The organism is Geodermatophilus sp. URMC 62, from assembly GCF_052931475.1.
On sequence record NZ_JBRFHY010000001.1, the window covers coordinates 3,390,942 to 3,416,522 of the forward strand.

Below are 25,581 nucleotides of genomic sequence, written 5' to 3' on the forward strand. Positions count from 1 at the left end.
CCACGGCCGCGGTCACCTACCGAGGAGCCGCCGTGACGAGGCGCCCGTCTTTGCACCGCATGCTCACGGAGCCGCCGGTGCTGTATCCGATGTCCGTGCGGCTTCGTGCTATCCGCGCTGGCTCGCGGTCTGCGTCCTAGCGGTGTCCGCCGTCGTGTCGGCATGTGACCGCTGTCCGGGCAGGGCCGCGGTGCGGTCGCTCGGCGGGGAGTCGGCGCTGCGGCCGGCGACGGTGGAACAGAGGGCCAAGAGCGCGGCGGTGACCTCCCCGATGATGGGGACCATGTCCGGGTAGTCGGGGTGGAAGCTCTTCGGGATCGACCGGCGTTGCGGTCCCCACTCGATCGTGAAGCCCAGCACTCTGCGGTCGCCGGCGTCGGCGAAGTGGCGAGAGAAGGCCCAGTCGTCGGAGGTGCCCGAGGTCGGGTAGAGCCCGACGGCGCTGCTGACGCTGTACTGCCGGCCGTGCGCGGCCTGGATGGCGTCGCGCATGACGGTGGCCAGCGCGACGGCCTCGTCCAGGTCGCCGGCCGGCAGGTACTCCCGGTAGTGGTGCGGGTCGCCGCCGGCGGTGGCGTCGGGGATGCCGCGCTTACCGTTCCAGGCCGGGTTGGCGAAGGTCATCGACGGGTCGGTCGTCTGGTCGTCGTCGTCGCCCCAGTTGTAGAGGATCATCTCGCCGAAGGAGTGCACGTCGACGAAGTGGGTCACTGACGGGTGCTGGTCGAGCAGCCAGGTGACGTTGGCGGTCTCCGGTTCCGAGGCGGCCTGCGGCCCGCGGTAGACCTCGTCGCAGGGGTCGGCGGAGGTCGCCACGGGCGCCTGCGGGCTGAACGCGGTGGTGTGGTCCCAGAGGAAGTCGTAGTTGCGGTTGAGGTCGACACCCGGCCCTCGCCCGCCGCCGCTGGGGCAGCGTGGGTGCCCGGGGCCGGCCGGGCGGCGGTTCTTGCGCCACATCGGGTCGCGGGTCATCGAGTGGTGCCGGCCGTCGGGGTTGGCCTGGGGGAGGACGACCACGTCCAGGGTGGTCACGATGCGCCGGACTTGCTCGGCGGTGGTGGTGGCCCCGCCCTGGGTGATGCCGGTGCCGGTGCGGTAGGCGTCGGTGAGCAGCCGCGCGAGGTTGACCAGGATGTCGGGGCTGCCCCACTCGCGGGCGTGCACCCCGCCGAGCAGGTAGACCCCGGCGCGCGCGGCCCGGCCCGCCCCGATCCGCAGGGCCGAGCAGGTCCGCCCCTCCCACGTCCGGTAGGGCAGCGTGGTCAGCTCGGTGAACGCGGCGTTCTCCGGCCGGGCGGCCAGCGCGAGGGCGGTCTCGACCTCGGCGACGTTGAGGTAGCTCACGACCGGTCCTCCCTCGTCTGCGCGCTCCCCGTCTGCCCGCGCCCCACATGCATGACCGCGGCGAGCTCCGCGGCGAACCGGTTGCCCTGCCCGACCTGCTCGAGGTCTTCCCGGGCGGCCTGGTCGACGTCCTCGTGCCGGTCGACCCGGTAGCCCGCGCCGGTCAGGCGCTCGATGGTGGCCTCGTCGGCCAGGGCGTCGACCTGGGCTCCCGCGCCGTCCTCCTGCAGGGTTTGCGGGAGGACCCGCACGCCGTGGACCCGCACGAGGTCGGCCATGGCCTCGCGGCCGGCCCCGTGGGCGGTGATGTGGAAGACGGGCATGGCAGCCTCCGCGCGAGGGTGCAGCGGATCGGGGCGGCGGGTCGTCCCGCCGGTCCTGGTTCGGGGGTGTCCGGTCGGGCGCTCGCCCGGGTGGTGGCGGCGTGGGCGGCTCCAGTACAGCAGGCCTTCGTCACCGCTCCGTCACCCATGCGTCACGGCCGCCGGATCCGGATGTGAGTGCTCCATCACCCGACGCCGCCCCATGCGGCCCTCCCCGGGACTCGAAGGCCTCGGAATCCAATAACCCGGCTCCGGGAACCAGGGGTCACACCAGTGTCCGGCCCACGGGGGCCACTTCACACGATGCCGCTGAGCGCGCCGGCAAAGGGTGAATGAGGTCTTCTCAACCGATTTGCGCGGAAGAGCTTTGCTGAACGCTGAATGAGCAGGTCAGTGGCTGGACGACGACGTCGCTGCACAGGGGCGTGGGGTCCGGCAGAGGATGGCGTCGACCAAGAACGACCCTCATCCGCACGGACCCCACGTGATCACTTACTCTGCCACGCTCGACGTGCCCGAGGCCACCGCCGTCCTGCTCACCGACCTGCTGATCGCCGAACGCCGCCGCCGCGGCACCGGCATAGGCGCCCGCGCCGCCTCCGCCCGCGACCAGGCCATCTTGGTGCTGCGCTGGTTCCGCCAGGACGCCGACATGCCCACCCTGGCCCGCGACACCGGCGTCTCGGTCGCCACCGGCTACCGCTACCTGCACGAGGGCATCGACGTGCTCGCCGACCAAGCCCCCGACCTGCACCGAGTGCTCGAGGCCGGAAGTGCCGCCGGCTGGAGCCACGTCGTCCTCGACGGCACGCTCATCCGCACCGACCGCTGCCGGACCACCAACCCCGAGTCCGGTCACGACCTGTGGTACTCCGGCAAGCACCGCGCTCACGGCGGCAACGTGCAGGTCGTCTGCGACCCGGACGGTTTCCCGGTGGCCGTCTCCCCCGTCGAGCCGGGCTCGATGCACGACCTCGCCGCCGCCCGGGCCACCGGGTTCCTCGGTGCGCTGCACGCCGCGGCCGCGCTGCTGGGCCTGCCCGCCCTGGCCGACAAGGGCTATGACGGCGCGGGCGTCGGCATCCATACGCCGGCCAAGGGTGCCCACCTGGCACCCAGCACCGCGACCCGCAACCGACTGCTGACCCGGCTGCGCGCCGAGGGTGAGCGCGGCATCGCACTGCTCAAGAACCGGTGGAAAGCACTGCGCCGGATTCGGCTGTGCCCGCAGCGGATCGGTGCGGTCGTCGCCGCCGCACTCATCCTGACCAACGCCGAGCGACCAAACCGTTGAGAACACCTCAATGTGGCCGGTTTGGCGCCGCCGAGACGTCGGCCAGGGTCTTGGTCTCGGCGGCGCCTACCGCGTTCGCTCAGGGGCAGGAGCTAGGCGACATCCGCGAGGACCATTACCTCGACCGATCCGCTGTAGGGGTCGTCGATGTTGCCGCTGGAGTCGCGGAGCAGGAAGTCCACGGCCACCGTCACCGCATTGTTGACGATGGTCGTCACGTCGATGTCGACCTCCTGGCGCAGCAGTTCGTGGTCTCCGTTCGTGTAGCCGATGTTGATCCCCTTTAGCGCAGCGCTCGCCCGGCGCACGCGGCTGCCGAAGACGGCCGTAGCGCTCTCTCGCTGCGTGCGCCCGCTGGTCGGGTCGAAGCGGAGGGTCACCTCTCGGAAGTCCAGTGCCATGGTCCACACGTCCTTGTGGGTCGTCTGCCTCGAGAGCAGGTTCGGTTGTGACGTTTTGACGGTGGGGCTCGGATGTAGCGCGCGAGTAGCGGGAGCCTTGCGCGACGCCGCCAAAGTTGTGGGCTGACGGGGCTAGCCTGAGCCAGTGGGGCTGGTGATTCGCCTACTGGGCCCGCTGCAGGTGGAGTGCGGCGGCCGGGAGGTGTGGATCGGGGCAGCAAAGGAACGGCTGATCCTGGTGCTGCTTGCCCTCAATGGCCAGCGGGTGGTCTCCACCGAGCGGCTGATCGACGTGCTGTGGGGTGAGGATCCTCCGGAGTCGGCGGGCGCGTCGCTGCGGGTGCTGATCTCACGCCTGCGCAAGGGCCTCGCCGCCGCCGGTTGCGACGACATGATCGCGACCCGGACTCCGGGTTACGTGCTCGTCAGCGACAACGTCGACGTCGACGTCGACCGCTTTGAGGCGCTGGCCGCCCGTGGTAACCGGCAGCTGTCAGCCGGATCGGTCCGTGCAGCGGCAGCGACCCTGCGCGCCGCGCTGGCGCAGTGGCGTGGTGACCGGCTGGCCGAATCGTCCGAGACGCGGCTGGGCGGGGAGGCGGCCCGGCTGGCCGAGGCGCGGCTGGCCGTCGTGGAGGCGCGCGTGGATGCCGACCTGGCCTGCGGCCGGCACGGCGAGCTGGTCGGCGAGCTAGAGGAGCTGTGCCGGGCCCATCGGCTGCGGGAGCGGCTGTGGGCCCAGTGGATGTTGGCGCTGTACCGGTGCGGCCGGCAGGCCGACGCCCTCGCCGCCGGCCAGCAGCTGCGCACCGTCCTCGCCGAGGAACTCGGTCTCGACCCGGGCAGCCAGCTGCGCCAACTGGAGACCGCGATCCTGGCCCAGGACCCGGCGCTCGATCCGCCGCCGGCAGGCCGGCTGCCGCAGCTGTGGAATGCGCCGGCCCGCAATCCGTGGTTCACCGGCCGGGCCGGCCTGCTCGAGCAACTGCACCGGCGGCTGAGCTCGGGCGAGGGGACGCTGGTGGTGCAAGCGCTGCACGGGCTGGGCGGAGTGGGCAAGACTCAGCTGGCGATCGAGTACGCCCACCGGTTCGCCGCCGACTATCAGCTCGTGTGGTGGCTCGACGCCGAGCAGCCAGTCCTGATCCCCGACCAGCTCGCCCGCCTCGCTGCCCGGCTGGAGCTGCCGATCGGACCCACCGTCGCTGACACCGTCGATCGACTGCTGGCCGAGCTGCGCGACCGGGACCGCTGGCTATTGATCTTCGACAACGCCGAGCGACCCACCGACGTCGCCGACTACCGTCCCGGCGGAGCCGGGCACGTGCTGATCACCTCCCGCTACCCCGGCTGGGGCGCACTCGGCGGGCGACTGGAGGTCGACGTACTCACCAGGGCGGAGACGGTCGCGCTATTGCAGGCCCGGATCCCGGCGCTGGGTGAGGAGCTGGCCGACGCCCTCGCCGCCGAGCTCGGCGACCTGCCGCTGGCCGCCGCCCAGGCCGCCGGCTATCTGGAGCAGACCTCCTTGCCGCCCGCGGACTATCTGCGCCGCTTCCGCGAGCACCGGGAGACCCTGCTGGCCCGCGGTGATGTGCTGGGCTATGCCGGTCGGGTCGACACCACCTGGGCGCTGTCGCTGGAACGGCTCGGCGCCGATGATCCGGCAGCGGTGCAGCTGCTACAGCTGTCCGCGTTTCTGGCTCCTGAACCAGTTCCGCTGTCCCTGATCAGCGGCCACGCCGCCCTGTTCGGCGAGCCGCTGCGCGCTACCGCGGCCGATCCCGACGCCCTCGCCGACGCCCTCGGCGCGCTAGTCGGGTACTCCCTGGCCCGTCGCCACGCAGAGGGCTTCCAGGTACATCGACTGGTACAGGCAGTAGTTCGCCAGCAGCTCACGCTCGACCAGCAGCAAGCCACCGGTCAGCGGGTGGTGGCGCTGCTGGCCGCCGCATCCCCTGGCGATCCGGAGGACCCAACCAGTTGGGCTGGCTACGCCCAGCTCGCCGCACATGTGCTGGCCACCGCTCCGTTAAGTGACCACTTACCCGCCGGCCGTCATTTGGTGCTGGACACCATCCGCTACCTGCAAGCACACAGCGACAGCTCCGGCAGCCGGGCCGTCGCCGAGCAGCTGCTCGACCGCTGGCGGGAGATCCTCGGCCCCCACCATCCCGACACCCTGACCGCCGCGAGCACGCTCACCTCTGCGCTGATCTTGGACGGCGAGGTAGAGCGGGCCCGCGCCCTGGGCGAGGAGACGCTGCAACGCTGCCGCCGGGTGCTCGGCCCCGACCACACAACCACCCTATGGACGGCAACCGCCCTAATCGGCGCCCTGGTCCAGCTGGGTGCGGCCGAGCCAGCTCGGGCCCTGGGCGAGGAGACGCTGCAACGCTGCCGCCGGGTGCTCGGCCCCGACCACTCGACCACCCTGTCGGCGGCCGGCGCCCAAACCGTTGCCCTGCTCCTGATAGGCGAGATGGAGCCGGCTCGCGCCCTGGGCCAGGACACCCTGCAGCGTTGCCTGCGGGTGTTCGGACCGGACAACCCAACCACTCTGGAGGCGGCTGCAGCCCTGACCAGCGCCCTAGCCCAACTGGGCGAGGCCGAGCCGGCCCGCCTCCTGGGCCAGGACACCCTGCAGCGCTCGCGCCGGGTGCTCGGCCCGGATCACCCGATCACGCTCCACCTGACGCAGGTCACCGGCGTTGGCGACCCCGTGCCCAGTGACGATGCTGTCGACCACCCGAGTCGGCCGCTGTGAGCTGTCCCTCCATTGCCGAGGACCGACACCCGAGGACCCGTCGCAGGAACCTGGAGCCGTTTACAAAGAGCAGACCCTGCGGGCCCGCAGGATCTGCTTACGCGGTGACCGACTTACGTGCTCGTACCAACGGCCCTTTTCCGGCCGCCTTTGTCTTTGGTCTGTGCCGGTTCCGGTGACGGCTGAGGAAATTGGCGGAACAATTGCCACGGAAGGACGCCTGCAGCGCCACGGCCGCCGTGGGCTGACCGGCGACCAGCCCGTGGAGTTCGACTGCGTCCGGGGCTGCGACCTACCCGAGGAACGGCTTCTCGTCCTGTTCGAGCGCGCCTTCGCGCCACGCTGACCCGCTGCGCCCTGCAACGCCGATGGGGACCCTCGCCAAGTGGTGCCCCCTGTCGTCAGTCGGTGGCTGCACCCTGGCCAGGTGCCGCGAGGCAGTCGAGGCTTCCCTCGTGCAGCGTGGCGGCTGACAGCGGTGTGCTGATTGGTTGACGGTGCGTCGGCAAGGGAGTAGCCCGGATCGGCATGCGGGCGTACTCGATGGATCTGCGTGAGCGGGTGGTAGCCGCGGTTGACGGCGGGATGACGCAGGAACAGGCCGCGGTGGTGTTCGGGCTGTCGGTGCGCAGCGTGGAGCGGTATCTGGCCCGCCGGCGGGCCACTGGCAGCCTGGCGCCGGATCAGCAGCGGCATGGACCGGTGCCGGAGAAGAAGGCGCGGCTGCAGGCGTGGCTACCCGATCGCCTGCAGGTCGTGGCCGATGCCACGCTGGCCGAGCACGCCGCGGCATTCAACGCCGCCACCGGGATGACCGTGTCGCTGGCGACGATGTCGCGGGCCATCGCCGACCTGCCCGCTGACGATCCGGCGCAGGCAGTGACCCCCTCGGGGCGTCGGCGGCGGCCGGGCTGGCCGCTGAAGTCAAAAGTCTGAGCGCCACCGAGCGCGACGAGACCGCGCGCACCCGGTGGCGCACCGACCTGGCCACGATCGACCCGACCCAGTTGGTGTTCGTCGATGAGTGCGGCACGCACACCTCGATGACCCGCCGTCGCGCCCGCGCGCCCCGCGGCAGCCGCGTCCGCGGCGCAGTGCCTCGCAACCGCGGGTCGGTGACCACGCTGATCGCTGGGCTGTCATGGGCCGGGATGACTGCGGCGATGACGGTGGAGGGCGGCACCGACACCGCGGTGTTCGCCACCTACCTGCAGCACTTCCTGCTGCCCGCGCTGCACCCGGGCCAGGTCGTGGTGGTGGACAACGTCGGGGCGCACAAGCCCGACCGGATCCGCGCGCTGGTCGAGGCCGCCGGCTGCCGGCTGGTGTTCCTACCCGCCTACTCACCGGACCTGTCCCCGGTTGAGGAAGCGTTCAGCAAACTCAAAATCCTCATCCGGGCGGCCGCCGCCCGCACCCGGGCGGCGCTGGACGCCGCGATCGCCACCGCGCTGGAGGCGATCACGGCCGCCGATGCCGCCGGCTGGTTCGCCCACGCCGGCTACCCCATCCGACAAACCACCTGAAAACCGCTGTGAGGCGCCGCATGCACGGCTGTTCGCAGCGGTCGATACCAGTCAGTTCAGGCCCAGCCGGGGACACGGGATCACGGTCTGCGCTGGATGCCGACGTCCGGCGCTCGGGTAATCCGGCCGGATGCGATGAAGGCGTCCAAGTCTGACCGCTGTAATTGCACGTGTCTGCCGAGCTTGACGTAGGGGATGCGGCGCTCGGCGATGAGGCGGCGGATGAACCGCTCGCCGGTTCGCAGGTAGTCGCCGGCTTGGCTCGGAGTCAACAGCTCGTCAGCACAGGCATCGACGGAACGACGGCCGGGGGCCACCGCAGCTGAGGCGTGGGAGTCCATGCGCCGAGGATGGCTCCGGGTCCTCCAGTGCTTCTCCCGCTCAGGCCGATCACCGCAGGTGCTGACCAGCCAGGATCGCCGGTCGAGCGCTTCGACTCGGGAGCAGCCCGATTCCTGCTTGCTGGAGAACTACTGCTGGTGGGCTGGAGGTCGGAGCGCTTCGAGTGCCGCCGCGGCTCTTGTGGACGCGACCTGACGGCCGAGATAGACGTCCTGGGTCAGGCTCGAGTTGGCGTGACCGAGTTGGTCGGCGATGGCGCGGGCGGACAGGCCGGCGTGGTCGAGCATCGTCGCGGTCGTCTTGCGGATCATGTGGCTGGTGATGTGGCCGAAGCCGGCGGTGGAGAAGGCGGCTCGGAGGTCGACCTGGGTGTTGGACGGGTCGCGCCACCCCCCGCGCGGAGCGGGAAACACCGGCATTGCCCGCCTTGCGACCTCCTGCGAGGCGCCGATCCGGCCAGCTCTGCTCCGTAGCATCGCCACGCACCAGGACGGGAGTAGCAGGGTGCGGGCGCCCGAGGCCGTCTTGGTGCTCTTGCGGACCAGGCCCTGACCGGTCACCCGGACGACCGTCGCGGTGATGTCCACGGTGCCGGCATCGAGGTCGAGGGCGTTCCAGGTGACGGCGGTGGCTTCGCCGATGCGACAGCCGGTGGCGAGCAGGAAGGCCACGAGGTCGGGCACGTCGTTCCTCCTGGCATGCTCGTCGGCGGCGAGCTCGGTGAGAAGCGTGCGGGCCTCGTCCGCGGTCAGCGCCTTCGGCGCCTTCTTCGCCGGGGTCTGGAGGCTGCCGGTGTCACGGACGGGATTGCGGTCGAGCGCGTCGTGGCGGGCGGCCAGGCCGCAGACCCCACTCAGGACGCTCTTGGTCATCTTGGCCATGGCCGGGCCGTGCTCGTCGGCGATGCGGCGCAGGTGCCGCTCGATCGTGCCGACGCTGAGCTCGCGCACCCGGAGGCTGCCCAGGCCCGGCAGGATCTGCCGATCGAGGCGATTGCGGTAGGCCTGCATGGTCGTAGGGCTGAGGTTTTTCAGGCCGGTGAACCATGCTTCGGCCAGCACGCTCACCCGCGTGTCGGGGGTGATGTCTCCGGCGGCGTCGAACCGGGCGCGGTCGCGCAGGGCGAGCCGGAGCGCCGCCTCGGCGGCAGCCTTGGTTTTGGCGCTGCGTTCGACCTGGCGGCACTGACCGTCGTAGTCCCGATACCAGGCGACGGCGCGGTGCCCGGACGGCGTGGGGTGCAGGCGGATCTTGCCTGCCGTTCCGAGCGCCAGCCCCGGCCTGCCCATGATTTACCCCTGAAATATGACGGATACCGGCGGTCTGCGACGGTACGGGCCAGAGCGTCCGAGCGCCACATAGCTGCACGTCAGAGGCGAGTTCGGTGCATTGCGGACAGCCACGGCGAGAGGCGTCACCGAAATCGCAGGGTTATTGAGGTTTTCTCACCAGGATTGGCCGTCCACGCACGGCGAGGAGAAGCATCCCTGCAGGTCAGGCCCATGTGTCAGCAGAGAGTCGACTGCCACGTGGCGGGAGCCTGCCCCGCGGCGCCGCGCTCGAAGTTCCTGACGACCCGCTGCAGTGCTGACCAGCGACGCCGACCGCACCCTTCAACCGAGTGCGGATTCCTGGTGAGAAAACCTCATTGGTTCGAGTCCAATCGGGGGAGCAAAACCGCAGGTCAGGCGTTTGATGTGTTCCGCGAGGAGCCTGCGAGCCCCACTAACGACCTATAGGGGCGGGTGTTACAAGAACGGTCCGAACTGGAGCCCCGTACTGGCGAGGAAGCCGGCCAGCAGCCCGGAGCGGTACTGCATCCGTCTCAGCCGCGTCTTCACCAGCGCCGTCAGCTCGGCGATGGTGTGCTTGGTCAGGTTGGCCAGCGAGCGCTTTAGATGCGACCACACCAGCTCGACGGGGTTGAGCTCGTGGGCGTAGGGCGGCAGCCGGTAGACCGTCAGCCACGGCCGGGCGGCGATCAGTTCGGCCATGGCCTTGCTGGCGTGGGTGCTCAGGTTGTCCCAGACCAGCACGATCGGCCCGCCCAGCTGCTGATGGGCGGCGTCGAGCAGGCGGGCGTAGTCGGCCTCGGTGAACCCCTTGCGCCCGCTGCCGCGCCGGCCGCGGTGGGTGCGGTAGATCAGCCGTGGCCGGTGCCCGGGCCGGGTGGCCAGCAGCGCGGCCACCGACACTCGGGGGCTGATCGCCGCGGTCACCCGCACCACCGGGGTGCGCCCCCGCCGGCCCCAGGTGCGGCCCTTGGGCGGCCTGAGCCCCTGGCCCGATTCGTCTTCGAAGACCAACCAGGCGCCCAGGTCCGCCGCCGTCCCTTTATTTGCGGCCAGCTCTCCTCCCGCCAGGCGGCGATCTGCTCCTCATCCCGCTCCGCCGCGCGCCGCGCGGGCCCTGCACGCTCCAGCCGAGGCGGTGCAGCAGCAGGTCGAGACCGGGCAGGGTGTACTCCACGCCGAACCGGGTGTGCACGACCGCGGCGATGCGCGCCAGCGTCCAGCACTGATCGGCCCAGCCCCAGGCGGCCGGCCCGGCCTCCAGCAGCACCTGCAGCTCCTCCAGTTGCGCCGGGGTGAGCCGGCAGCGGGCCCCGCCTGGGCCTTTCGAGGCCAGGGCCGGGCGGCCGCCGGCGGCCAGCGCGCGGCGCCAGCGGTTGGCCGACATCCGGGTCACCCGGAACCGGGCCGCCACCTCGGCGTCGGTGGCGCCCTCCTCGATCCACTCTGCGGCCTCCAGCCGCACCTTCTCCCGCCGGGCGCACTCCTCGGCAGTGAGCCCGCCACCCTGGGCGTACCTCATGGGTACGGCATAGCGCGCGCCGCGCCGGCTGTCAGCAGACTACGGAACTCCCGCCATTAATGATCATTAGCGACAACGAGTGAATTGGGCCCTCGCTCAGGGCTAGCACAGCGCTCACTCGCCCGATGACCTGCCGCCGTGGACATCCGACTCGAGGACCTGCTGAGAATGGCTCGGTGGAGATGGTCTCGGCGACGTGGGCGTCGGAGGTCCATTGGGATCAAGCGGTGACAGACCGGGCCATTTCGATACGTCAAGACACTTCACCTGCTTGCAGGATCTGAGATATGCGCCCGATCAAGGTTGAATGCCTCAAGTGTGGCGCATATTGCTCTAGGAACCGTCGCAGCAAAGTATACTGCCGGCGACCGATCGTCCAATACCGAGGGTTCGTCCTCAGTGCAGCGTCGTCAGCGATGGTGGACAGGGCCTTGCGCTCGGATGCATCACTCGCTCCCATGTCAGCTAAGGTTATCGCCTGAAACCAACCGAGATAGGAGAGGCCGATCTTGTCATCGGCCTCCTCGCGCTTCAATGCGAGGATGGCGTCCCGATGCCCCTCGAAGTCCGGTCGCTCGATGTTGGCGTCCTGAATCCTCAACAAGACGACTTCCTTGATCCTCAATTGGGCGAGGAAGCCAGGGTGCTTCATCCTTCCAAGTCGTCGAGCCTTTTCATTGTAGCGGATGGCATCGGCCAGGGTGACGACCGCGTCCTGGAGATCTCCCTCTTCGCGCGTGATCTGCCATCGCCATTGTCGAAGACCAGCAAGGCGACGGTAGCACTCCGCGAAGGCGATGACCGCATCCGGGCTTTCGGGCGCACCGGGATACTGCCGTTCGACATCGCTCAAGGCCTCGCGAGCAAGTGCGATGCCGCGATCAGCACCGTCTAGATCGGGATGCGCCTCAGTGTGCGAGGAAGCATACGCCAGCAGACTTCCGGGGGTCAGTTGCTTAGCCTCATGCAGGCGGGAGTAAATGTCGTTGGCGAGCTGGTACTGCTGGGCGTCGTTGAGGTGATTGGCAAGCCTCCTGGCGGCATCGCTCAGCGGATCAGTCTCGAGGCAGAGCTTCCCGAGAGCACGTGACCCGAAGACCGAACCGCGGTGCTCCTCGAACAGGCCCATCAAGCCTTCACCCGCTGACAACCAATGCTCGGCCACCAGCGCCTGATAGCGGTCGAGCGGTGCTGCGTCGGCTGCATTTTCGCGACTTGCTCGCTCGGTCTCGGCGCCGCTCTCGGAATTGAGGCGCTGAACCGATTGGAGAAGTGCGTGGACGGGACTGTCGGGCAAGCCCTTCTGAGCTTCCTGTAATGCGACCTTCAAGTGCTTCACGATTCGTTCGACTTCCTCCCAGTCGAGGCTCGAGCCGTCGAACTCGTAGAAGATGGTCCGAGAGAGCTTGACGTCGAAAGGCAGGATCGAACCCTTGCGGCAGATCAGGACGGTTCCACTCGCGCTCATCACGTGGCGAATGCCCAGCTCGTAGAAGACGTTTGGGTTGTCAAGGGAGAGATCTGCAAGCACGACCGCGCGATCTCGCAGGTCTCGGAACATGTCGCTGTGGATGAGCGCCGATGCCATGCGCTCGTCCGCCCGGATCGGCGTCATCCCGGCTTCGCGGACGGCGCGCTGGATGACAACGCGATACACCTTGTCGAAGTCATAACGCCGGCCGGATCCGTCCGGAAACTGCTTCACCCCGAAAGGCATCACGATGAAACACTCAACAGGTTCCACAGATCACATCCTCCCATGGCGTCCAACACCGCAGCGGCCCTGTAGGACTTGTCGTTGTGCTCGCACAGAGCTTCGCCTGCCGGAATCCTTCTCAACTCGCGCCGGAGTCTCTGCGGAACGAGTGCTATCACTGAGGTTTTCTCACCAGGAATCCGCACCAGCTTGAAGGGGACGGTCGGCGCCGCTGGTCAGGGCTGCGGCGAGTCGTTGGCGACGTCGATCACGGCTGCTCGGCGCGGGTCCCGCCACGTGGCACTTGGCACCTCCGCTGGCACATGCGCCTGACCTGCAGTGATGCCTTCCCTGGCCGTCCGCGGACGGCGAATCCTGGTGAGAAAACCTCACTGTGAGCGCCTCCTGAGGCCACGCCCACTAAGAATGGTGCCACTGATTCCAGGCTCGACTTGTCGGGTCGACCTCATGAAGAGTCTCGCCAGCAGTGCCACACGATCCCCCTCACCGTCGGCGGATATCCGAACACGAAGCCGTGATCGTCGCGTCACCGCAACGTCACGGCACCGGCCGTGCGGCAGGAGCTAGACGAGTAAGTCCGAAGCTGGTCAGTGGTCGTAGGCGATCAGGGACCGGGTGATCGGCTGCCCGGTGGCGCGGTTGTGCCAGATCGCGGCGGTGAGCGCCAGCAGCCGTTGGGCGACGCGGGCGGTGACGCCGATGAGGCTGCGGCCGCCGTGCAGTTCCAGGTCCAGTTGGCCTTTGAGGGTGTCGTGGACCGACTCGATGAGCTGCCGGATGGGTGCCAGCAGCGCCTGGCCCGGGCGGGGTGTGCGGTTGCGGTAGGAGGGGCGCAGCAGCTCCGCGCCCCGGGTCTGCAGATAGTCGTCCAGTTCGGCGGAGACATAGCCCTTGTCGGCCAGGATCAGCAGCCCGGGCCGCTCGGCGAGCAGGTGTGCGTCCTCATCGAGGACGCACATCAGCACCTGACGCTCATCGAGCTTGGGGTCGGCCAGCGCCCAGGTGATCGGCAGCCCGGCCGGGGTGCAGATCAGGTGCAGCCGCAGGCCCCAGAACCAGCGGGAGTGACTCGGGCAGTAGCTGTAGCCGGCGATGCCGGCCAGGTCCGAGCGCCGGACGGTCGGCCGGGAGCGGGCGCACTCCAGCGGGGTGGAGTCGACCCGCCAGACCGGATCGGTCCACAGGTCGGTGTCGGCCGCGAGCATCCGGATGAGGCGCTTGAGCAGTGGTGCCGCCGCCCGCAGGCGCTTGTTGTACCCGGACTGGCCGGGCAGGTAGGGAAAGGCGCCGGGTAGCGCCGCGGGCACCAGTCGCAGCCAGCGGGCTTCGGAGTGAATCCCGAGCAGGGCCTGGGCCACGGCCAGGGTGAGCAGCTCGGCGTCGGTCAGCCGCGGTGGGCGTCCGGCGCGGACGTGACCGGTGAGATGGTCGTCGATGCGGACGTAGAGTGCGGTCAGGAGGGTGTTGAGGTCGGTCGTCACAACCCGAGCCTGAACACCCTCCGTCCGCGTCTACAGCGGCTTTCGACCCTCCCGGCCGATAGGACTTACTCGTCTAGGACGCCATGGCGGCGGGGTTCGGCGTTCTTCCGCAGCACTGCGCAGTGGCTCAGGCTGGTGCCATGACCGCGCCTCGCGTCGTGTTCGGCACAGGCCACATGGTGGACCTGCCGGACCGCCCCGAGCCCCGGTTCCCCGCAGACCGGGTCTCGCGGGTCACCGCCGAGGTTCGGTCCGCGTCCCCTACGCGCAGCCCCAAGGACGCCAGCTTCAATGCATTCGACGAGGCCGAGCGGGTCCCCAAGTGGTTAGTGGTGAAGGGGCGGGGGCGCCGGGAGGTGCGTGCGCTGCTCGACGCGGTGGCCGAGCGCGGCATGTTCCACCGCGCGAACGCCGCGGCAAGGAGGCCGGACCTGGCATGGACTCGGGAGTCCTACCGGGATGATTTCTCCCTGACCACCCGAGCCGAGCGCCAGGCGGATACGCGTCTGTGGGAGCGCCGTGCACGCAGGTACGGCCCGCAGGCTGCGAGCCGGCGAGTTGTTCGCCACCGCGGTCGGCGCCATTCTGGCTGCCGTCGGCGGGGTCCCGTCTGTGCCCAGCTGACCGCATGGAGGGCTGTGGCGACCACGATCGCCGCGGCCATCAGGACCCAACTTGCCGCCAGTCAGCGTGCGGGCATCGCGGCATCATGCGCGGGGAGGGCGGACCAGCTGTATCGCCTCCTTGCCGGCACCGGCTCGGTCGCCACCGGCCTGGGAGCAAGCGCAGTGCGTCGCGGACGTCGCACGGATGCTCGCCGCGCGGAACGACGGTTGGGTGGGCCTGCTAGCAACACCGCTCCCGACGCGACAGCGGCCCCCTTTCCTGTCCCCGACGCCGATCCGACGCTTCCCGCCGGCACACCGGCGTCATCCTGAGGAGGGGCGATGCCTCGAGAGATGGTCTTCGTGAGCTACAGCCACCGAGATCGGGAGTGGCTGGAACGGCTGCAAGAGCACCTCGCCATCCTGGAACGCTGGGGTCTCGTGCATGTGTGGTCGGACACGCGTATCGAGGTCGGCGAAGGCTGGCAGGAGGAGATCGAGGACGCTCTCACCGACTCGAAAGTTGCCGTCCTCCTGGTCAGTCCGGCATTCATGGCTTCGACGTACATCTGGGAGATGGAGTGGCCACGAATTCTGCGGCACAGCAGGACAGGTGGCCTAGTCATACTGCCGCTCATCGTGCGTGCCTGTGCCTGGCGCCTCGTCGAGGAATTGCGCCAACTGTTGGTTCGGCCGACGGACGGTCGACCCCTGGCCGTCGGCTCGGACGCTCAGATCGACCTCGACCTGGCCGCGTTCGCTTACGAACTGGCGGCGCGCGTCAACAGATTCCCAAGCGACATGGCCGGTCAGGAGCGCGAAATCGCCGAGGAGCATCGCGCCGAGATCGTCATGAGACCTCCTGACCGTTCCCCGGAGGTCCGCATGCCCGACGGATCGACTGGCGGACAGGACGCCACGGAGCAACTGCTCCCGCGCGTGTGGCGAGGCACGTACAACAACGACTACCGCATCGAGCTGCGGATCGAATCGTGGAGCGACGCCCAGTTCACGGGGACGATGAGCTATCTGGATTCCGGAACGGTCACCCACCTGGAAGGCCGCCGCACGACCACGGCCGCCGAAGTCGCGGACGTCATCCACCGACTGCGGTTGGACGCCGGCGCATCGGGCGACGTTCGAACCGCCCTTATATTCCGGGAATCCGCGGTCGTCACGGTGGGGAGCAGGTCGATAAACCTCGACGGCGAATACCTGGCGATCGTCCGTACCGGTTCGATGAATGGGGCCTGGTTCAGTCGCTCGCAGAAGGTCGCAGAGTTCCAGCTCCGGCCCGACAAACAGTGAGGTTTTCTCACCAGGATTCGCCGTCCGCGGACGGCTGGGAGAGGCATCGCTGCAGGTCAGGCCCTCGTGCCAGCGAAGTGTCGAGTGCCGCCTGCCGGGAGCCTGCGTCGAGGGCCCGCGCCCGAAGTCGCTGACGACTCGCTGAAGCCCTGACCAGCGACGCCCACTACGCCCTTCAACTGGGTGGGGATTTCTAGTGAGAAAACCTCAGTGAGGTTTTCTCACCTGGTTCCGCGGTCGAGTGAGGTGAGCACCAATGCGGCAGCTGCGATTGCGCCGATGCGGTGCGGGCTGACGGTGACCCGGTCGAGGGCGCGCCAGCGGCCGAGCAGGGCGTGACCGCGTTCGGTGGGCGCGCGCAGCGCGATGATCAGGGAGTTGTAGCAGCGGTTGTCGGTGTGCAGCGGCCCGTCAGGCTGGTGCTTGACCGGCACGTGCACGCCGATGCCGGCGCCGGTGTAGCCCTTGTCGGCCAGCACGGGCAGCCCCCGGGCGGCGTGCGGATACAGCGCCGGCAGCACCAGCTCGCGGGCCGCGGTCAGATCGTGGGTCGAGCCGGGGCGGACGTCAGAGACCCACAGCGGAAAGCCGCTGGGGTCGCACAGGACCTGCACGCTGCCGCCGAAGGCATGGTGCTTGCCGGAGTACCACAGGTGATGGCCGCGCTCGGCGCGGACGGCAACCCGGTCGGTGGGGACCAGGGTGCCGTCCAGACACACGAAGGACAGCCCGGCGGCGTGGGCGCGGTTCAGGACGTCGTCGAGCTCAGGAGCGCGCGTGGCGATCACATCCAGCGCCTCGTGCAGATAGCGGTAGGCGGTGGCGATGCTCAGCCCGGCCTGGCGAGCGAGCGTGCGTAGGTCCAGTCGGTGGCGCAGCCAACGCAGCGCGAGGACGACCTGGACGTGCACCGTGCCCGCCCGCTGCGCCGGGCGGGATCCGGGCCGCCGACGGTGCTGGGCGATCCAGCCGGTCACCGCCTTCAACACCGCGGTGGACACATCCAGGCTGGCACGATGAGACACAGCGGGCTCCCGGGGAAGTGGAGATCGGCCTTTGGCGAGACGATCTTCATCCCGGGAGCCCGCGCCCTCCTCCACAACCTCGACTGCGACCAGCGACGACGCCAATCAGGCCGTCAAGCCTGGTGAGAAAACCTCAGTGACGGCTGATGGCCGCGCTTTCGACCACGCCCCGCCCCTAGTTCAGACTCCGGACATCGATCCTCGGAGGCTTGGGCGCCGCGGCCAGGATTTTCGGCGCACGAGTATGGCGTCCCAGCCTCATGCATCCGAGAGGCGCCAGCGCTCGATGATGCGCATGGGCAGGACGCTCCGGTGAGCAGCGCTCCCCATGCCACCTGGTCGGCCTGCGTTGTCCGAAGTGGTGTGCCCCTATGTCATCTTGGAGCCGAGTCACTGGATTGTGGGGCCTAATCCTCGCCCTCGCGCGTTCAGCGTCGCGCGAGTCGAGCCGGTGCGCGCTGATCACCTCGAGGACCGGGTGGGTGGCGGAGCGGAGTTCGGCGCCGATCGTCGAGGACACGGCGGTGATTGGGGAGCGACGCCCACCGGTGTGAAGAACTCAGGGACAGCCAGCGGGTTGAAGTCCCTGCCTCCGCATCTTCCCTCCCGTCGGCTGCACAGGCGACCGCCCTCAGGTCAGGAACCCGTCGAAGTGCCGGTCGATGTCGACGTGGCGCGCGATGTCCTTGCCCAGGTCCCGCAGCAGCGGGAGCTGGTCGACGGCGTCGAGCTTGCGGACCCGCTGGCGCACCTTGGGGTCGGCGACGCCGAACGCCTCGAGCGCTTCGTCGGAGAGGTCGGCGTCGTAGCGCACGTAGCTGAACAGGTTGGCGCCCCCGATGCCGGGAGCGCCGACGAGGTCGCCGACCTCCCGGTCGATGTTTGCGCCGAAGCGGCAGCACCCGAAGGACCGGCAGAGCAGGTCCTGGCTGACGGCCGCCCCGTTCATGAACACCGACGGCAGGTTGCGCGCGTTGAACGGCAGGTTCACTCGGTTGCGCCGCAGCCCGGGGTGCGTCGCCGCGGACGATCCGGTGCCGACCGAGACGAGGAGCAGCCGGTCCTCGCCGGTCTCCCAGCCCAGCCCGTACTCGGGCAGGGTCGCCATCAGGAACTGCACGAGCGCGGGGTTGTTGAACGGCGTCACCCCGCCGTCCTGGAAGAGGAACTGGTTGTTGCCGACGCGCAGTTCCTCGGGCGCGAAGTAGATCGGCGCGGCCGTGCTGGCCCGGATCAGCGGGGCCAGCGGGATGTCGAGGTTGCGGTCGGGGCTGGGGAGCAGGTTGCGGTCGGCGCGGTTGTACTTGGCCCGGGTGCAGTTGCTCAGCAGCCACGGGGAGTCGGTCACCGTGTTGTGCATGACCACGAGCAGGAGGGTGCGCAGGTCCGCGTCGCCCAGCGTGCGATCGGCTCCGAAGAAGGAGCCGAGCTCGCGGCGCAGCGGCCGGTCGACGTAGAGGGACCGGGCCCGCAGCGGCAGGAAGCGCTTCCGGAACACGATGCCGCCCAGGGTGCTGTACCGCTCCTCCACCTGCTGCACGGAGTGCCCGAGTGCCAACCCGGCGGCGATGATCGCGCCGGTACTGGTGCCGGCGATGTAGTCGAAGTAGTCGGCGAGGACCAGGCGCGGTGTCCCGAGCCGGTCCCGGAGGCGGGCCTCGATCGAGGCCAGCACCTGCAGGGAGAGCATGCCGCGCATCCCGCCGCCGTCGAGTGCCAGCATCCGCTTGGGGCGGGGGAGGTCCTGGCGCCCCTGGTACGCGCGCGGGGTGGGGTCGACGACCCGGACGCGCGGGTCCGGCCCCTGTACGCCGAGTTGCCGGACCATGTCCTTCGTCCCGCCGGGGCCGTCCCCCTCCCGGCCGTTCCACACGATGACCGCGTGCGGGCTCGCGTCGAGTGATCGGGCCACGTCGACCATCCAGGTGTTGGCACGGGCGAAGACGTCGTCGCGTCCGTTCCCCGTGTCGTCGAGCACTCGTATGTCGGCGACTTGCGCGATGCGCTCGAACCGGGCGGTCCAGTCGGTTCCCGGGATGTCGACCGAGCGGTCGATGAACTCGTCCGGGGGCAGCGCCAGGCACAGTACGACCCGCGCACGGCGGGCGTGCGCCTCCTCGGCGACGATCAGATCGGCGCCTCGCGCTCCGCCGCACACGATCGTGCTGTCCGGACCGACCTGCCAGTCCGCCAGCGCGGCCCGGACCTCGGCGGTGACCCGCGGAACCTGATCCGCCGGGAAGCGGGGCTCGGCACGATCCGGCAGGTCCACCATGTGCCCGGTGCCGAGCACGACGCGGGGCGCGGTCATGGCGCCAGCTTGGGCCACCGCGCCGTGCAGCGGAAGGACGCCGAACCCGCCATGCCGCGGCGGCGCTGCTCGTCCGCACGGACTGCCTGGGCGGTGACGGTGCGGTGACGGCCCCGTGCTGGCATCTCCTCCAGTAGGGAGGGGGACCGCGTGGCGCTGACGGCGAGGCTCTTCGTGAGTTCGACCTTCCAGGACCTGGTGGAGGAGCGGACCGCGCTGCAGGAGGACGCCCTGCCGCGGCTGCGGGACCTGTGCCGCGACCGGGGTGTCCGGCTGCAGGTCGTCGACCTGCGCTGGGGCGTCTCGGAGGGCGTCGCCCTGGACCAGCGCACGATGGAGGTCTGCCTGCAGGAAATCGAGCGCTGCCAGCAGGCATCCCCGTGGCTGAACTTTGTGGTACTGCTGGGGGACCGCTACGGATGGCGCCCCCTGCCGGCGATTCTCCCCGCCACCGGGGCGGCGCAACCGCGGCGGGCGATCGCCGCCGACGAGGAGCGCCGGTTCGCGCGCTGGTACCGGCTCGACGAGAACGCCGATCCTCCGGCGTACCGCCTGCTCCCACGGACCCGCGGAGACGGGCCCCGCGCCGAGGCTACGTGGGCCACCGACGAGCCGCTGCTGCGCGCTGCCCTCGAGCAGGCCGCCGGTGACCTGCCCGCGGAGGTGCGGCGCGACCTGCTCGGATCGGCCACCGAGCGGGAGATCGCGCGCGGTGTCTTCGCGGCACTCCCGGAGAGCACCGTCCACTGCTATGTGCGGGAGGGCGGCGACCCCGGGCCCGGGGCCGTGGACCGGGGATTCGTCGACGGGGAGGGCGGCGTTCCCGACCCGGTCGCCGCCCGGGCCCTCGCCGACCTGAAGGCCCGGCTCGGCCGCGCTCCCCATGTGCGGCTCCGGACGGCCCGGACCACGTGGCAGGACGGGCGACCCGCGGGCAGCCCCCGGCCGTGGCTCGGCGCGCTGGTGTACGCCGACCTCGCGGAGGTGATCGAGCGGCGCGTGGCCCTCGAGGCCGGCCGAGACCCGGTGATCCGTGAGGCCGAGCAGCACCGTGCCGCAGCGGACGAACGGCGCCGGGACTTCACCGGCCGGGCGGACGAGCTGCGCGACGTCGTGCGGTCGGTGCTCGCCGGCGGTGGGCGGCCGGCCGTCGTGACCGGCCCCTCCGGGTCGGGCAAGTCGGCGCTACTCGCGGAGGCCGCGGCCCGTGTGGCGGGACCCGAGGAGGAGGGCCCGCTGGTCGTCCTGCGCCTCATCGGTGCCACCAGCGGCTCCACCGACGAGCGGGGGCTGGTCGCCGGGCTGTGCCGCGAGATCGACGTGCGACACCGGCAGCCGGTCAGTGAGCTGCCCGACGACCTGCAGGGCCTGGCCGCGGCGCTGCTGCAGCGGCTGCGCGCCGCCGAGGGCCGGCGGCTGGTCCTGGTCATCGACGCCCTCGACCAGCTGCGCGGGCAGGCCCGGCCGCTCGGCTGGCTGCCCGCCGTCCTGCCACCGCACGTCGGGGTCCTGCTGTCCACCACCTCCGAGCAGTGGCTGGCCGAGCAGCGGCGCCGCTTCGGTGCCGTGTCGCACCTGGCTCTCGAGCCGATGCGACCACAGGTCGCGGAGGAGCTGCTGGAGCACTGGCTGAGCCGGGCGCGACGCCGGCTCACCGCGGCCCAGGCCGAGGTGGTCCTCGGCGCGTTCCGGCCCACCGGTCTGCCCCTGCACCTGCGGCTGTCCTTCGAGCAGGCCCGTCGGTGGGCCTCGTACGAGCCCGCACCGGGCAGCCTCCCGGCCGATCCCGTGGCGCTGGTCCGGGAGCGGCTGGACGTCCTCGGCGCGGAGCACGGCGCGACCCTCGTGGCGCACGCGACGGAGTACCTGAGCGCGGCCCGGGAGGGGCTGGCCGAGGACGAGGTGATCGACGTGCTCTCCGCCGACACCGCCGTCCGCGACGAGCAGCGCGCGCTGTCCCCGCACTCGCCGGCCACCGAGGCGCTGCCGCCGGTGGTCTGGTACCGGCTGGCCGGTGACCTGAGGCCCTACCTGGCCGACCGCGATGCTCTGGGCGGTCCCGTGCTCGGCTTCTACCACCGGCTCGTGGCCGAGGCGGCGGCTCAGGAGGACGAGCACCGGCGGCGGCAGAGGCACGAGGCGCTGGCGGCGTACTTCGGCCGAAATCGCGCGGGCGGGTTCGACCCCACCGACCCGCGTCCCCTCGTCGAGCTGCCGTTCCAGCTCGCGGGGGCCGGACGGCTCGACGACCTCGTCCACGTCGTCACCGACGTGCGCTTCCTCGAGGCAAGGATCCGTGCGGGCGAGGTCCCGGACCCGGGAGCAGCCGACCGACGCAATCCCGGCGTCGCCGATCTACTGAGCGACCTGTCGCTCGCGGCCCAGGCTCTGGCAGCCACCTCGCAAACCGAGCCGGACGACCGGGCGCGGACTGTCCGAGCGCTGTGGAGCGCCCTCCGGACCGAGGCCCACCACCTATCGCGGCGGCCCGAGCTCCTCCGGCAGCAGCTGGTCAACCGGCTGCAGGTGAGTGCTCCCCACCTGGCCGACGAGTTCGTCGGCGCGCCGCCTCCGGCGACACCGACCTGGTTGCGGCGGCTCTCCGCCCCGGGGACGTCCGCCGCACTGACCCGCACCCTCGGCGGCCACGACCGGCTCGGCGGATGCGCGCTCAGTGACGACGGGCGGGTGCTGGTCGGCGGCGGACGCGACCGCCACCTGACCGTGTGGGACCGCCCCTCGGGCATCGTGCTGGCCGAGCTAGTCGGCCACGACACCGCGGTGCTGACCTTCGTCCTGACGCCGGACGGCAACCGGGTGATCTCGGCCGGGGCGGACGACACCCTGCGCACGTGGGACGCCATGAGCGGCACCGCGCTCTCCATGCGCCCGATCGAGACGGGGGAGACCACGGCCTGCGCGCTCAGCGGCGACGGGACGCTGGTGCTCACCGGACACAGGTCGGGTCAGCTGTGCACGTGGCCGGTCGACGGCGAAGGTTCCGGCAGGGTGCTGCCCGGGGCGGGCACCCCGGTCCGGACCTGTGCCGTCAGCCGGGACGGTGCGCTGGGCGTGGCCGGAAGGGCCGACGGCGCGGTGGACCTGGTTCGTCTCGACACCGGCGTCCGGACGTCGGTGGCCTCGCCGCACGACGGACCGGTCCGCGCCTGCCTGCTCACCGACGACGCCCGGCTGGTGGTCACCGCCGGCGAGGACGGCTACGTCCGGTGGCACGACGCCGCGGGGACCTTGCAGGCCGAGCACCGGGACGACCCGGGCGGGGTCTTCGCACTGGCGGCGTCCCCCCGCTGGGACGTCGTCGCCAGCGGGGGCTTCGACGGTGCGCTGCGGATACGGGACACCGGGAACGGCCGACTGCGGGCCGAGCCGGCTCCCGACGAGCTCAGCAGCATCAACGCCTGCGCGGTCGGCGACCGGCTGGCCGTTGCCGTGCACGTCGAGGGCGTGCTGAGCGTGTGGGACGTCGCAACCGGACGGCGGCTGGCCGTACTGCGGGGGCATGCCGGTGACACCACGGCCTGCCTGCTCGAGCCCGAGGGGCGCGGCGCGGTGACCGCGGGCGTGGACGGCGCGGTGCGGCTGTGGGACCTGGACGTTCTCGACGAGCCTGCCTATGACGGGCACCGCAGCCTGGTCACCGACAGTGCCTTCAGCCCCGACGGCGCCTGGGCCGTGACCACGAGCACCGACGGCACCGCTCGGGTCTGGCTACCGGAGGGCCGCATGCTGCGGACCCTCGACGACCACTTCCTGCCGGTGGAGGGCTGCGCGATCGCTCCCCGAGGGGAATACTTCGCCACCACCGGCGCCGACGCAGCGGTGCACCTCTACGCCGACCGCGGCGCGCAGCACGTGGGATCGATCGACGTCGGCGGGTCCGGCACCGGCTGCGTCTTCGGCTCTGATGGCAGCTGGCTGGCCGTCGCCACGGACGACGGCGCCGTCCACGTCCGATCGATCCCGGACCTGGAGGAGCGCACGGTGCTGACCGGTCACACCGGCGTCGTGACCGGCCTGGTTCCGCTCGCCGACCCGCACCGGCTCGTCACCGCCGGTCGGGACGGCAGTCTCCGCTCCTGGGACGTCGACACCGGCCGCTGCCAGCAGGTGCTGGCCGAAGGTCTGGCGGCCGTCGACGACTGCGCCTGGTCCCGGGAGGGGACGGCGGTCACCACCGGTGCGGACGGCGGGGTGCGCGTGTGGGACCTCGCCGGCGGCGCGCTCCGTCGGCATCTCGCCGCCGATCGGCGGTGGCTGCGCTGCGCCGTGTCCGCCGACGGTCAGCGAGTGGGGGCCACCGGCGTGGACGGGGAGGTCCGGCTCTGGAGCGGAGAGGACCTCGGGGACGGACGCCCGGTCGCTCACCACGACGGGCCGGTCCGCGCCTGCGCGCTGTCCGCCGACGGACGACTGCTGCTCACCGGTGGGGACGACGACGTCCTCCGCCTCGTGGACCTCGACCGGGGTAGCGAGCTCGCCGTGCTGCCCCTGGACGGCCGCCCGGTGGCCGTTGCGCTGCACCCTCGGGAGCCGCTCCTCCTGTGCGGTGACGACGGGGGCGCCGTCACGCTGGCCCGGCTAGACCGGTTCGGGCCGGCAGGTCCGACGGGGGAGGAGCGGAGAGCACCCGAGGGTCTCCCGCGGTGATGAGCCGACCGCTGCTCGTGAGGAGGCGTCGTTCACCTCTCGTGTCCCGACTGGGGACCCATCATGGCCAGGGCGTCGTGACGTCGATCGTGCGAGGTCGCGGTGGGCTGGAGTCGAGGTCTCGAGTAAGCAGGAGGAGTCGTGTCCGTCCAACCGTTGTGCTTCGTCCTGATGCCGTTCGGCTCGAAACCGGATCCCACCGGAGGCCCGGACATCGACTTTGACCGCGTCTACGAGACGGCGATCAAGCCCGGGATCACAGATGTCGGCATGACTCCGATCCGCGCCGACGAGGAGAAGCACGGCGGGATCATCCACAAGGCCATGTTCGAGCGACTGCTCGTCTGCGAGTACGCGGTCGCCGACCTGACCACGAGCAACCCGAACGTGCTGTACGAGCTCGGCGTCCGGCACGCCGCCCGGCCCCGCACGACGCTGACCGTGTACGCCACATCGAGCCCCCTGCCCTTCGACGTGCGGCTGCTCCGCACCCAGCCCTACCGGTTGGCCGAGAAGAACGAGTTCCCGGACGACTCCGCGACGGAGCTGCGCGACGCAGTGGCCCGCCACCTCACCGAGCTCCGGGAGCAGGCCAAGTACCCGAAGGTCCAGGACAGCCCGCTGTTCCAGCTGGTCACCGGATGGCAACCCGCGCCGTTGTCAGCGGCCACCACCGAGTCGTTCCAGAGCCAGGTCGAGGCCTACGAGGGCGTCAAGGAGAGGCTCCAGGGGATCCGGGTGGGTGCCCGGAGCAAGGAGCGGTGGCCCGCGCTCGCTGCGGAACTCGCCGAGGTGCGGGCGAGAGTGTCGGCGGAGGGAACGACCGACCCTGGCGTGCTCTCAGAACTCTTCCTCACCCACCGGTCCCTCGAGGACTGGTCGGGGATGATCGGGGTGTACGAGGCCATGCCCGACGACGTGCGCGGCCAGGTTCGCATCCGGCAGCAGGCAGCCTTCGCCTACAACCGGCGCGCGGAGAGGACCGGCTCGCCGGCCGATCGCGACGAGTCCCTCGTGATCCTCCGACGGCTGGAGGACGAGCAGGGCCCCGACTCCGAGACATCGGGCCTGCTCGGTCGGGTCTACAAGAGCCAGTGGGAGGAAGCCAGCAAGGCCCGCGACGAGACCACGGCCCGCAGGTTCCTCCTGCAGGCCGTGGACGCCTACGTGCGCGGCTTCGAGGCGGACTGGCGCGACGTCTACCCCGGGATCAACGCCCTGACACTGCTCGACATCCAGGGAGGACAGAGCGCCCTGGCGACCAAGAACCGCCTCCTGCCCGTCGTCCGGTACGCCGTTGAACAGCGGTTGCGGGGGACGCCGGACTACTGGGACCGCGCCACGGTGCTTGAGTTGGCCGTCCTGGCTGACGACCGCGAGGCGGCCTTCGACGCGCTGGACGCCCTCCTGGTGGTGGAAACCGAAAGTTGGCAGCCCACGTCCACGGCCGGCAACCTGCGGATGATCCGCGACGCCCGGGTAGGCCGCGGACAGCACAGCGACTGGCTGGAGCGGATCATCGAGACCCTCGATCCCGCGCCCGCAGCGGGGGCCGCAAGCGCAGATGGCGGGGCGGTCGACGCAGCTCTCCCGTAGCAACGGTCTCGGTGCCGCCGGATCCGCCCGGCACCGAGACCGTGCTCCGCTTCGGACGG

At 70.6% G+C, this 25,581-nt stretch carries 18 protein-coding genes; 7 read left to right on the plus strand and 11 right to left on the minus strand.

Going from position 1 to position 25,581, the window contains the following annotated elements; genetic code table 11:
- Positions 1–108 precede the first annotated feature (108 nt).
- Both ACU616_RS16550 and ACU616_RS16555 read right to left on the minus strand, forming a co-directional pair.
- Positions 109–1,344 (minus strand): M14 family metallopeptidase, encoded by a 1,236-nt coding sequence (locus ACU616_RS16550; protein ID WP_446759530.1) that lies wholly within the window; start codon positions 1,342–1,344, stop codon positions 109–111.
- A complete protein-coding gene (locus ACU616_RS16555) occupies positions 1,341–1,667 on the minus strand; it encodes a hypothetical protein (protein WP_446759531.1) in 327 nt (108 codons plus the stop codon). The genes ACU616_RS16550 and ACU616_RS16555 overlap by 4 nt, the downstream gene beginning before the upstream one ends.
- Positions 1,668–2,151: 484 nt before the next feature.
- Here ACU616_RS16555 and ACU616_RS16560 point away from each other — a divergent pair, with 484 nt between their 5' ends.
- Positions 2,152–2,961 (plus strand): IS5 family transposase, encoded by an 810-nt coding sequence (locus tag ACU616_RS16560; RefSeq protein WP_446758835.1) that lies wholly within the window; start codon positions 2,152–2,154, stop codon positions 2,959–2,961.
- Positions 2,962–3,053: 92 nt separating this feature from the next.
- On the opposite strand, the gene ACU616_RS16565 is transcribed toward ACU616_RS16560, so the two are convergent.
- Complete coding sequence (locus ACU616_RS16565) at positions 3,054–3,362, minus strand: hypothetical protein (RefSeq protein ID WP_446759532.1); 309 nt, start codon at positions 3,360–3,362, stop codon at positions 3,054–3,056.
- Positions 3,363–3,507: 145 nt separating this feature from the next.
- Here ACU616_RS16565 and fxsT point away from each other — a divergent pair, with 145 nt between their 5' ends.
- The 3 genes from fxsT (at position 3,508) to ACU616_RS16580 (ending at position 7,655) form a co-directional block, all read left to right on the plus strand.
- Positions 3,508–6,129, plus strand: a complete 2,622-nt coding sequence (gene fxsT, locus ACU616_RS16570; protein ID WP_446759533.1) for an FxSxx-COOH system tetratricopeptide repeat protein — start codon at positions 3,508–3,510, stop codon at positions 6,127–6,129.
- Between the two features lie 528 nt (positions 6,130–6,657).
- Positions 6,658–7,065, plus strand: coding sequence for an IS630 transposase-related protein (locus ACU616_RS16575; RefSeq protein ID WP_446759286.1), 408 nt, complete (start codon positions 6,658–6,660; stop codon positions 7,063–7,065).
- 47 nt (positions 7,066–7,112) lie between these two features.
- Positions 7,113–7,655, plus strand: a complete 543-nt coding sequence (locus ACU616_RS16580; RefSeq protein ID WP_446761491.1) for an IS630 family transposase — start codon at positions 7,113–7,115, stop codon at positions 7,653–7,655.
- 80 nt (positions 7,656–7,735) lie between these two features.
- Here the strand turns inward: ACU616_RS16580 and ACU616_RS16585 are convergent, their stop codons facing one another.
- The 6 genes from ACU616_RS16585 to ACU616_RS16610 all read right to left on the minus strand — a co-directional run bounded on the left by ACU616_RS16585 (position 7,736) and on the right by ACU616_RS16610 (position 14,009).
- Positions 7,736–7,996, minus strand: a complete 261-nt coding sequence (locus ACU616_RS16585) for an excisionase family DNA-binding protein (RefSeq protein WP_446759534.1) — start codon at positions 7,994–7,996, stop codon at positions 7,736–7,738.
- Between the two features lie 129 nt (positions 7,997–8,125).
- The gene (locus ACU616_RS16590; RefSeq protein WP_446759535.1) at positions 8,126–9,286 is read right to left on the minus strand and encodes a site-specific integrase; all 1,161 of its coding nucleotides are present in this window, start codon (positions 9,284–9,286) and stop codon (positions 8,126–8,128) included.
- A gap of 459 nt (positions 9,287–9,745) precedes the next feature.
- A complete protein-coding gene (locus ACU616_RS16595) occupies positions 9,746–10,303 on the minus strand; it encodes a transposase (RefSeq protein WP_446759536.1) in 558 nt (185 codons plus the stop codon).
- 28 nt (positions 10,304–10,331) lie between these two features.
- On the minus strand, positions 10,332–10,811 hold the full coding sequence (locus ACU616_RS16600; RefSeq protein WP_446758840.1) for a helix-turn-helix domain-containing protein: 480 nt from the start codon (positions 10,809–10,811) through the stop codon (positions 10,332–10,334).
- A 253-nt stretch (positions 10,812–11,064) separates the two neighbouring features.
- Positions 11,065–12,555 carry a hypothetical protein gene (locus tag ACU616_RS16605; RefSeq protein ID WP_446759537.1) on the minus strand — a complete coding sequence of 497 codons (1,491 nt, stop codon included), beginning with the start codon at positions 12,553–12,555 and terminating at the stop codon, positions 11,065–11,067.
- Between the two features lie 560 nt (positions 12,556–13,115).
- Positions 13,116–14,009, minus strand: a complete 894-nt coding sequence (locus tag ACU616_RS16610) for an IS982 family transposase (protein ID WP_446759538.1) — start codon at positions 14,007–14,009, stop codon at positions 13,116–13,118.
- Between the two features lie 968 nt (positions 14,010–14,977).
- Here ACU616_RS16610 and ACU616_RS16615 point away from each other — a divergent pair.
- Positions 14,978–15,922 (plus strand): toll/interleukin-1 receptor domain-containing protein, encoded by a 945-nt coding sequence (locus tag ACU616_RS16615; RefSeq protein ID WP_446759539.1) that lies wholly within the window; start codon positions 14,978–14,980, stop codon positions 15,920–15,922.
- A 221-nt stretch (positions 15,923–16,143) separates the two neighbouring features.
- On the opposite strand, the gene ACU616_RS16620 is transcribed toward ACU616_RS16615, so the two are convergent.
- Both ACU616_RS16620 and ACU616_RS16625 read right to left on the minus strand, forming a co-directional pair.
- On the minus strand, positions 16,144–16,947 hold the full coding sequence (locus ACU616_RS16620) for a transposase family protein (RefSeq protein WP_446756502.1): 804 nt from the start codon (positions 16,945–16,947) through the stop codon (positions 16,144–16,146).
- A gap of 631 nt (positions 16,948–17,578) precedes the next feature.
- The gene (locus tag ACU616_RS16625; RefSeq protein ID WP_446759540.1) at positions 17,579–19,258 is read right to left on the minus strand and encodes a patatin-like phospholipase family protein; all 1,680 of its coding nucleotides are present in this window, start codon (positions 19,256–19,258) and stop codon (positions 17,579–17,581) included.
- Between the two features lie 174 nt (positions 19,259–19,432).
- Here ACU616_RS16625 and ACU616_RS16630 point away from each other — a divergent pair, with 174 nt between their 5' ends.
- Complete coding sequence (locus tag ACU616_RS16630; protein WP_446759541.1) at positions 19,433–23,926, plus strand: AAA family ATPase; 4,494 nt, start codon at positions 19,433–19,435, stop codon at positions 23,924–23,926.
- Positions 23,927–24,067: 141 nt separating this feature from the next.
- A complete protein-coding gene (locus ACU616_RS16635) occupies positions 24,068–25,522 on the plus strand; it encodes a TRAFs-binding domain-containing protein (RefSeq protein ID WP_446759542.1) in 1,455 nt (484 codons plus the stop codon).
- Positions 25,523–25,581 lie beyond the last annotated feature (59 nt).

What these genes read in the sequence shown, in the direction of transcription:
- ACU616_RS16600 (WP_446758840.1), bottom strand. Translation starts at nt 10,811, where the DNA reads ATGAGGTACGCCCAGGGTGGCGGGCTCACTGCCGAGGAGTGCGCCCGG.
- ACU616_RS16565 (WP_446759532.1), bottom strand. Translation starts at nt 3,362, where the DNA reads ATGGCACTGGACTTCCGAGAGGTGACCCTCCGCTTCGACCCGACCAGC.
- ACU616_RS16585 (WP_446759534.1), bottom strand. Translation starts at nt 7,996, where the DNA reads ATGGACTCCCACGCCTCAGCTGCGGTGGCCCCCGGCCGTCGTTCCGTC.
- ACU616_RS16555 (WP_446759531.1), bottom strand. Translation starts at nt 1,667, where the DNA reads ATGCCCGTCTTCCACATCACCGCCCACGGGGCCGGCCGCGAGGCCATG.
- ACU616_RS16575 (WP_446759286.1), top strand. Translation starts at nt 6,658, where the DNA reads ATGCGGGCGTACTCGATGGATCTGCGTGAGCGGGTGGTAGCCGCGGTT.
- ACU616_RS16625 (WP_446759540.1), bottom strand. Translation starts at nt 19,258, where the DNA reads ATGACCGCGCCCCGCGTCGTGCTCGGCACCGGGCACATGGTGGACCTG.
- ACU616_RS16590 (WP_446759535.1), bottom strand. Translation starts at nt 9,286, where the DNA reads ATGGGCAGGCCGGGGCTGGCGCTCGGAACGGCAGGCAAGATCCGCCTG.